The following is an 8261-nucleotide window of genomic DNA, read 5'->3' as shown; positions in this document are numbered from 1 at the left end:
CCCCCCGCGCAGCGCCCCGCCCCGCGGGCCGCCCGCGAGCGCCACGTCGGCCGCGCCGGCGTCGTACGACTCCCCCCGGCGCTCCGCCTCGGCCAGCGCCGCCACCACCTCGTCGGGCCGCGCCCGGTCCTCGGGGTCGGCGGCCAGCGCGTCCCAGAGCGCCCCGGCGGTCACGGGCCCGAGGCCCGCGAGGTCGGCGTCGCCGCTGCGGGTCCGCACCAGCACGGCCTCCAGCGGCCGGGTGCCGAACGGCGCGCGGCCGGTCGCGGCGTACGCGAGCAGCGCGGCCCAGCCCCACCAGTCGGTCGCCGGCGTGGGGTCCCCGCCGTCGACGAGCTCGGGCGCGAGGTAGCCGGGGGTGCCGACGACGAAGCCGGTCGAGGTGACCCGGGTCTCGTCGACGGACTGCGCGATGCCGAAGTCGATGAGCACCGGGCCGTCGGGGGTGACGAGCACGTTGCTCGGCTTGAGGTCGCGGTGCACGACGCCGGCCGCGTGCACGGCGCCGAGCGCGTCGCGCAGGCCGTCCGCGAGCCCGTGCAGGGCGGTGGCGTCGAGCGGGCCGCGCTGCCGGACGTGCTCGGCCAGGTCGAGGCCCGGCACCAGCTCGGTGACGAGGAACGCCTCCGTCGAGTCCGCCTCCGCGTCGAGGACCGCGGCGACGCCCGGGTGCCGCAGCCGCTGCAGGGCGAGGACCTCGCGGCGCAGCCGCTCGCGGGACGACGGGTCGGCGCCGATGTGCGGGTGCAGCAGCTTGAGCGCGACCGGGGTGCCGCCGCCGTCGACCGCCCGGTACACCGTGCCCATGCCGCCGGAGCCGAGCGGCGCCAGGATGGTGTACCCGCCGATCTCGGCGCCCGGCGACAGCCCGATGCGCTCCATGCGGGCACGGTAGCCGCCGCGCGGGCGGGGCTCGTGGTGCCGCGCGGCGGGACCGGTGAAGGCACCCGCGGGCCGGCCGGTCGGCGGCCGCCCGCTTCCCGGGCGGTCCGCGCGGGGTCACGTTAAGGTCGAGGGGACACCAAGGAGCTGAACTTCAGTGACATCTGCTGGCTATGACCTGGTCGTCGTCGCGAACCGCCTCCCGGTCGACGTGACCGTGGGCGAGGACGGCACGCCGAGCTGGACCCGCTCCCCGGGCGGCCTCGTGACCGCCCTCGAGCCCGTCGTGCAGCGCTCCGACGGCGCGTGGGTGGGCTGGGGCGGCTCCGCCGACCTCGAGCTGGAGCCGTTCGACGCCGACGACATGCGGCTCGTCCCGGTGCGGCTGACCGAGGACGACCTGACGTACTACTACGAGGGCTTCTCGAACGACACGCTGTGGCCGCTCTACCACGACGTGATCCAGCCCCCGACGTTCCACCGGCAGTGGTGGGACGCCTACCAGCGGGTCAACCGCCGGTTCGCGGACGCGGCGGCGGCGCAGGCCGCGCCCGGCGCGACGGTGTGGGTGCACGACTACCAGCTGCAGCTGGTCCCGAAGTTCCTGCGCGAGCTCCGCCCGGACGTGCGGATCGGCTACTTCCACCACATCCCGTTCCCCCCGCTGGAGATCTTCGCCCAGCTGCCGTGGCGGCTCCAGGTCGTCGAGGGCCTGCTCGGCGCCGACCTGATCGGGTTCCAGCGCGGCGGCGACGCGGCGAACTTCGTCCGGGTGGTCCGCCGGCTCACCGACCGCACCACCCGCGGCCAGATGATCACGCTGACCGACTCCGACGGCCGCGTGGAGCGGCACGTGCGCGCCGCGGCGTTCCCCATCTCGATCGACTCCAAGGCGTTCGACCGGCTCGCGCGCACCCCCGAGGTGCAGCAGCGCGCCAAGGAGATCCGCGCGGAGCTCGGCGACCCGCAGGTGCTGCTGCTCGGCGTGGACCGGCTCGACTACACCAAGGGCATCCGGCACCGGATCAAGGCGTTCGAGGAGCTGCTCGAGGACGGCCGGATGACCGTGCCCGAGTCGACGCTCGTGCAGGTCGCCTCGCCCAGCCGGGAGAACGTCGGCGCGTACCAGCAGCTGCGCGAGGAGGTCGAGGCGCAGGTCGGCCGGATCAACGGCGAGCACGGCGAGCTCGGGCACGCGGCGGTGCACTACATGCACCACTCCTACCCGATGGAGGAGATGGCGGCCCTGTACCTGGCGGCCGACGTCATGCTGGTCACCGCGCTGCGCGACGGCATGAACCTGGTGGCGAAGGAGTACATCGCGGCGCGGTCCGACGACCGGGGCGCCCTCGTGCTGAGCGAGTTCACCGGCGCGGCCGACGAGCTCGGCGGGGCGGCGATCCTGGTGAACCCGCACGACATCGCCGGCCTGAAGAACGCGATCCAGCACGCCGCGAACATCGACCCCCGCGAGGCCCGCAAGCGGATGCGCCGCCTGCGCCGCCGGGTGCTGGAGAACGACGTCGCGCACTGGTCGGAGTCGTTCCTGTCGGTGCTGACCGCCGTCCCGGTGCGCGAGCACCACGTCTGAGGAGCGCTCCGTGCCCGCAGCAGCCGCGCCGACCCCCGGCACGACCGACGACCTGCGCGCCGCCCTCCGGGGCGTGCTCGCCGACCCCGCGCGCCTGCCGCTGCTCGTCGCGCTCGACTTCGACGGGACGCTCGCCCCGCTCCAGGACGACCCGGAGGCCTCCCGGCTGCTCCCGGAGGCGGTGACCGCGCTGCGTCGCCTGGCCGGCCGCCCCGACGCCGTGCGGCTCGCGCTGGTGTCCGGGCGGCCCGCCGCGGACCTGCACCGGCTGGCCGAGGTCCCCGCCGGCACCGTGCTGATCGGCAGCCACGGCGCCGAGCGGGCGCGGATCGGCGCGCACGGCCTCGACCGCGACGTGCTGACGCTGACCGACGACCAGTCCGACCGGCTCACCCGGCTCGGCGGCGAGCTGCAGGCGGTGGCCCGGGGCCGGGACGGCGTGTGGGTGGAGACGAAGCCCGCCGCGGTCGTCGTGCACACCCGCATGGCGGACCCGGCGACCGGCGAGGCGGCCGAGCGCGAGGCCCTCGCCGTCGGCGAGCGCCTCGGGTCGGTGACCCTGCACGGCAAGAAGGTCGTCGAGGTCTCCGTGCTGGACGCGGACAAGGGCGCCGCGCTCGTGGCGCTCCGCGACGAGCTGCGGGCCGGCACCGTGCTCTGCGCGGGCGACGACGTCACGGACGAGAACGCGTTCCGCGCGCTCGGCGCGGACGACCTGACCGTCAAGGTCGGCGAGGGCCCGACGGCCGCCGGCTACCGCGTCCCGGACCCGGCGGCGCTGGCCGCCGTGCTGGCCGGGCTGGCGGCGGGTCTGGACCCCCGGTCCGGCGCGGGCGACGGCGGGGGCGCCGGGGAAGCCGATCCCGCGCGCGAGGTGCCCCCCGGGGCGTAGGTTCCGCTCGTGGGACGCCGACGGGAGTCGATGCAGGACGTCGAGCTGGTCGACGTCGGCACCGACCTGCCGCTCGCGCCCGGGGCCGAGGACCGCGAGGCGGAGGCCGCGCGCGCCCGGCAGGTCGCCCGGCGCCGCCGGCTGGTCCGCCGCTGGTGGCCCGCCCCGGTCCTCGCCGCGCTGGCGGTCGTCGGGACGCAGGCCGTGCTCGACGCCCGCGAGGACGGCCGGGTCGCCGCCCGGCAGGAGGTCGCGGGCGTGCTCCGGACCGTCGCGCCGGGGCTGCCCGCCGCGCACCGGTACAGCCAGGAGACGGCGTCCGTGGTGCTGTCCGGCATCGCCGTCGGCGACCTGCGGGTCGGGGTCGCGTCGCCGCCGTGGGACGCCGCGCGCGAGCTGGTCGCGCTCGACCGGGACGGCGCCCAGGTCTGGTCGACCTCGCTCGAGGACGGCGCGCGCGCGGAGCCGGACGTCGGCATGGAGTACCCCACCTGCCTCGCCGACGCCGAGCCGGTCGACGTGATCCGCTGCCTGGTGCTGGACCGCGGGCCCGCGGACGCGGCGGACGACTCCGGCACCTGGGCGCCCGCCCCGCCGAGCGCGGCGCGGCTGGTGGCGCTCGACGCCACCACGGGCGACCTGCGCAGCACCCGCCAGGTGGCGCCGATGTCCGGCTGGGGCGCCGCGGACGGGCTCCAGGTGCTCGCCTCGATCACGGACGGCACGCTGCGCGTCTCCGCCTGGGACACCGCCGCCGACCGGGGCGGGCCCGACGACGGGGCCGGCGCCCCGCTGTGGCGGACCGACGTGCCGCTGGTCGACCCGGGGGCCGCCGAGCGGCTGTTCTACCCGCCGTCCGTGTCCGTCGCCCCCGGCCGGGTGCTGGTGCAGGGGGAGCTCGGGTCCTGGGCCTTCGCCGCGGACGACGGGCGGCTGCAGGCCTCCGGGCCGGACTACCTGTCCGTCTCCCGCACCGGCCGCCTGCTCGCCAGCGGCGGTGCGGGCGCCCAGCTGCTCGACGACGCCGGCACGCCCGTGACCGACCTGCCCGGCCAGCCGCTGTGGCTGTCCGTGGACGACGGCTCGGTGCCCGGGGTGGAGCTCGTCGCGGCGTCGACCTCGGACGGCCGCGTGCTGGTCGGCGTGGACGCCGAGTCCGGCACCGAGCTGTGGTCCTCCCCGCACCCCCGGTGGTCGGACCCGGCCGCGGTGCTGCTCGAGGGCACGCTGTACGGCGCCGACACGGACGGGGTGTGGGCGCTCGACGTCGCGACCGGCCGGCAGGTGTGGCGCACCGACGTCGAGGTCTCCGGGGACGGCGCGTCGGTGATGACCGACGGCCGGTACCTGATGGTCGTCGCCCGCCCGGACGCGCTGGCGCAGGTCGGCCTGACCGTCGCCGACGCCCCGACCGCCTCCGGGCGCACGGACGCCGGGCGGGACGGCGTGCAGGCCTCCCAGCGCGCGCTCGCCGCGTTCACGCTGTCCGGCGGAGCGCCCGCGTGGGCCACGCGGCTGCCCGCCGACGTGCAGGGCGTGTGGCCGTACGGCGGTGACCTGCTCGGCTACGGCGACTCCGACGTCGTCGTCCTCAACTGACGTGAGCCACGCCACCCGCGGACCGGTGGGGTGTGGTTGGATGTGGGTGGACCGAGGGGGGTCGGCAGACCTCCCTCGACCCGTGTCAGCGAAGACACTCTGACACTCTTCACGACGGATCGTCCGGCACGTACCTGCCGGTGAAGGGATCGACACATCATGGCTACGGTCACGTTCGACAAGGCCACCCGGGTCTACCCCGGCACGGAGCGTCCCGCGGTGGACGCCCTCGACCTGCACATCGAGGACGGCGAGTTCCTCGTCCTCGTCGGCCCCTCGGGCTGCGGCAAGTCGACCTCCCTCCGCATGCTCGCGGGCCTGGAGGACGTCAACGCGGGTCGCATCCTCATCGGCGACCGCGACGTCACCGACGTCCAGCCGAAGGACCGGGACATCGCGATGGTGTTCCAGAACTACGCGCTGTACCCGCACATGACGGTCGCCGACAACATGGGCTTCGCGCTCAAGATCGCCGGCACCCCGAAGGCGGAGATCCGCACCCGCGTCGAGGAGGCCGCCAAGATCCTCGACCTCACCCAGTACCTCGACCGCAAGCCGAAGGCCCTCTCGGGTGGCCAGCGGCAGCGTGTCGCGATGGGTCGCGCCATCGTCCGCCAGCCGCGCGTCTTCCTCATGGACGAGCCGCTGTCGAACCTGGACGCGAAGCTCCGCGTGCAGACCCGCACCCAGATCGCGTCGCTCCAGCGCCGCCTGGGCGTCACCACGGTCTACGTCACCCACGACCAGACCGAGGCGCTCACCATGGGCGACCGCATCGCGGTGCTCAAGGACGGCCTCCTGCAGCAGGTCGGCACCCCGCGCGACATGTACGACACCCCGGCCAACGTGTTCGTCGCCGGCTTCATCGGCTCCCCGGCCATGAACATCGGCACGTTCCCGATCACCGACGGCGTCGCGAAGGTCGGCTCGGCCGGCATCGCGGTGCCGCGCGACGTGATCAGCGGGCTCGCCGCGGACGACAACAACTCCATCACCATCGGGTTCCGCCCGGAGGCGCTGGACGTGGTCCCGCAGGGCACGCCGGACTCGATCCCGGTCTCGGTGAACATCGTCGAGGAGCTCGGCTCCGACGCGTTCGTGTACGGCTCGCTCGTCGGCGAGGCCGGCGCGGCGGACGTCCGCTCCGGTGCCGGCGACTCGCAGGTCATCGTGCGCGTCGACCCGCGCCAGGTCCCGGCCAAGGGCGAGACGATCGCCGTGCGCATCCGCACCGGCGAGCAGCACCTGTTCCACGCCGGCTCGGGCGAGCGCATCGCGCACTGACGCACGACATCTCCACGTCGAAGGGGCGGGGCCGGCACGAACCGGTCCCGCCCCTTCGGCGTCCGGATGGGAGAATCGACCCATGACCCCACGCACGCGCCTGCAGATCACCGCGGCCGCGCCGGACCCGGCCCTGCTCGACCTGCCCTGGGACGTGCCCCTGGCCGACTGGCCGGCGGAGCGCCTGGCCGCCCTGCCCCGCGGCATCTCCCGGCACACCGTGCGGTTCGCGCGGCTCTCCGGCCGGGTCGTCGCGATCAAGGAGATCGGCGAGACGGTCGCGTACCGCGAGTACGAGCTGCTGCGCCAGCTCAGCCGCCTGGACGTGCCGAGCGTCGAACCCGTGGGCGTCATCACCGGCCGCACCGCGCCCGACGGGGAGCCGCTGGAGGCCGTGCTCATCACGCAGCACCTCCGGTTCTCGCTGCCCTACCGCGCGCTGTTCAGCCAGGCGCTGCGGCCCGACACCGCGACCCGGCTCATCGACGCCCTCGCGGTGCTCCTGGTCCGGCTGCACCTCGTCGGCTTCTACTGGGGCGACGTCTCGCTGTCGAACACGCTGTTCCGGCGGGACGCCGAGACGTTCGCCGCCTACCTGGTCGACGCCGAGACCGGTGACCTGCACGACGAGCTCACCCCGGGGCAGCGGGGGTACGACCTCGAGGTCGCGCGGGTCAACATCATCGGCGAGCTGATGGACCTGCAGGCCGGCGAGTTCCTGGAGGAGGACGTCGACGCGGTCGCGATCGGCGACGCGCTGGCCGAGCGGTACGAGGAGCTGTGGTCCGCGCTGACCAGCTCCGAGTCGTTCGGGCTCAACGAGCGGTGGCGGGTGCAGGCCCGCATCGAGCGGCTGAACGACCTGGGCTTCGACGTCGGCGAGCTCGACATCACCACCGACGTCGACGGCACCACGGTCCGCATCCAGCCCAAGGTCGTGGACGCCGGGCACCACTCGCGCCGGCTCATGCGGCTCACCGGCCTGGACGTGCAGGAGAACCAGGCCCGCCGGCTGCTCAACGACCTCGACCAGTACCGGGCGGCGATGGACCGGCAGAACGACGACGAGACGTTCGTCGCGCACGACTGGCTCACCGAGGTGTTCGAGCCCGCCGTGCGCGCCGTGCCGCGCGACCTGCGGCCGAAGCTCGAGCCCGCGCAGCTGTACCACGAGCTGCTGGACCACCGGTGGTTCCTGTCGGAGGCGCAGAAGCGCGACGTGCCGATGCGGGAGGCCGTGAAGTCCTACACGAAGGACATCCTGCCGACCCGCCCCGACGAGGAGTCGGTCCTCGGCGTCTCGGCCGCGGACCTCCGCGAGGACGCGGACGTCGTCCCGAACCGGGACTGACGCCCGCCGCGCCGGGACCCCGCCTCAGAGGTCGACGCGCTCGTTCTCGCCCTCGAGGCGCTCGCCGGTGGCCTTCGACTTCACGAAGCTGAGCAGGGTCGCCACCCGGCTGCCGGGCGTGTCCCAGTACTCGGCCGACTCCGCGCGCACGCGCAGCAGCACGGCCTGCGGCGAGTCGGGGCCGTCGGGCAGCCACGCCTCCACGCCCGCGCTCCACAGCTCGCGCTTCTTCGCGACGTCGTCGACCGGCTCGGCCACGCCCGCGACGGACACCCAGGTCGCCCCGGACCCCACCGCGACGTTGACCCGGGGGTCGGCGGCGACGTGCGCGAGCTTGCGGGAGCCGCGCTCGGCGAAGAACCAGAGGTCGCCGTCGAACTCGACCTCCTGCAGCGCCATCGGGCGCGCGATGAGGGTGCCGTCGGGCGCGACCGTGGTGAGGACGCCGAGGCGCTGGTCCTTCAGCAGCTCGGCGACGGTCCGGACGGGATCGGTGCTGTCGTGGCTCATGCCCTCACTGTCCGCCGCGCGCGCGGAGCCCGCACCCCGGGGCGGCGCGCGACCCGCGCCCTTCCGCCGAGGTAGGACCGTGCACGGCCCTACCTCGGCGCGCGGGCCCTATCTCGGCGGCATGGACGGCGCGCCGAGGTAGGGCCGTGCAC

7 protein-coding genes are annotated in these 8261 nt (G+C 75.2%); 5 read left to right on the top strand and 2 right to left on the bottom strand.

From position 1 onward, the window contains the following. Positions 1–882: serine/threonine-protein kinase (locus MHY85_RS18990; RefSeq protein WP_239199543.1), on the bottom strand; the 882-nt coding region annotated here is incomplete at its 3' end. A gap of 157 nt (positions 883–1039) precedes the next feature. Between MHY85_RS18990 and MHY85_RS18985 the strand changes: the two genes are divergently transcribed. The 5 genes from MHY85_RS18985 (at position 1040) to MHY85_RS18965 (ending at position 7599) form a co-directional block, all read left to right on the top strand. Continuing rightward, positions 1040–2473 (top strand): trehalose-6-phosphate synthase, encoded by a 1434-nt coding sequence (locus MHY85_RS18985; RefSeq protein WP_239199540.1) that lies wholly within the window; start codon positions 1040–1042, stop codon positions 2471–2473. 10 nt (positions 2474–2483) lie between these two features. Then, positions 2484–3365, top strand: a complete 882-nt coding sequence (gene otsB / locus MHY85_RS18980) for a trehalose-phosphatase (protein WP_239199537.1) — start codon at positions 2484–2486, stop codon at positions 3363–3365. Positions 3366–3374: 9 nt separating this feature from the next. Beyond that, a complete protein-coding gene (locus tag MHY85_RS21965; protein WP_239199534.1) occupies positions 3375–4964 on the top strand; it encodes a PQQ-binding-like beta-propeller repeat protein in 1590 nt (529 codons plus the stop codon). 159 nt (positions 4965–5123) lie between these two features. Continuing rightward, positions 5124–6248 carry an ABC transporter ATP-binding protein gene (locus MHY85_RS18970; RefSeq protein WP_239199531.1) on the top strand — a complete coding sequence of 375 codons (1125 nt, stop codon included), beginning with the start codon at positions 5124–5126 and terminating at the stop codon, positions 6246–6248. 82 nt (positions 6249–6330) lie between these two features. Further along, positions 6331–7599, top strand: coding sequence for a DUF4032 domain-containing protein (locus MHY85_RS18965; protein WP_239199528.1), 1269 nt, complete (start codon positions 6331–6333; stop codon positions 7597–7599). A 24-nt stretch (positions 7600–7623) separates the two neighbouring features. On the opposite strand, the gene MHY85_RS18960 is transcribed toward MHY85_RS18965, so the two are convergent. After that, positions 7624–8109 (bottom strand): pyridoxamine 5'-phosphate oxidase family protein, encoded by a 486-nt coding sequence (locus tag MHY85_RS18960; RefSeq protein WP_239199525.1) that lies wholly within the window; start codon positions 8107–8109, stop codon positions 7624–7626. Between the last annotated feature and the right edge of the window lie 152 nt (positions 8110–8261).

The sequence above is a fragment of the Cellulomonas sp. ACRRI genome (genome assembly GCF_022346185.1).
Classification (GTDB): domain Bacteria; phylum Actinomycetota; class Actinomycetes; order Actinomycetales; family Cellulomonadaceae; genus Cellulomonas.
This window is presented reverse-complemented; position numbering and strand designations above follow the sequence as displayed.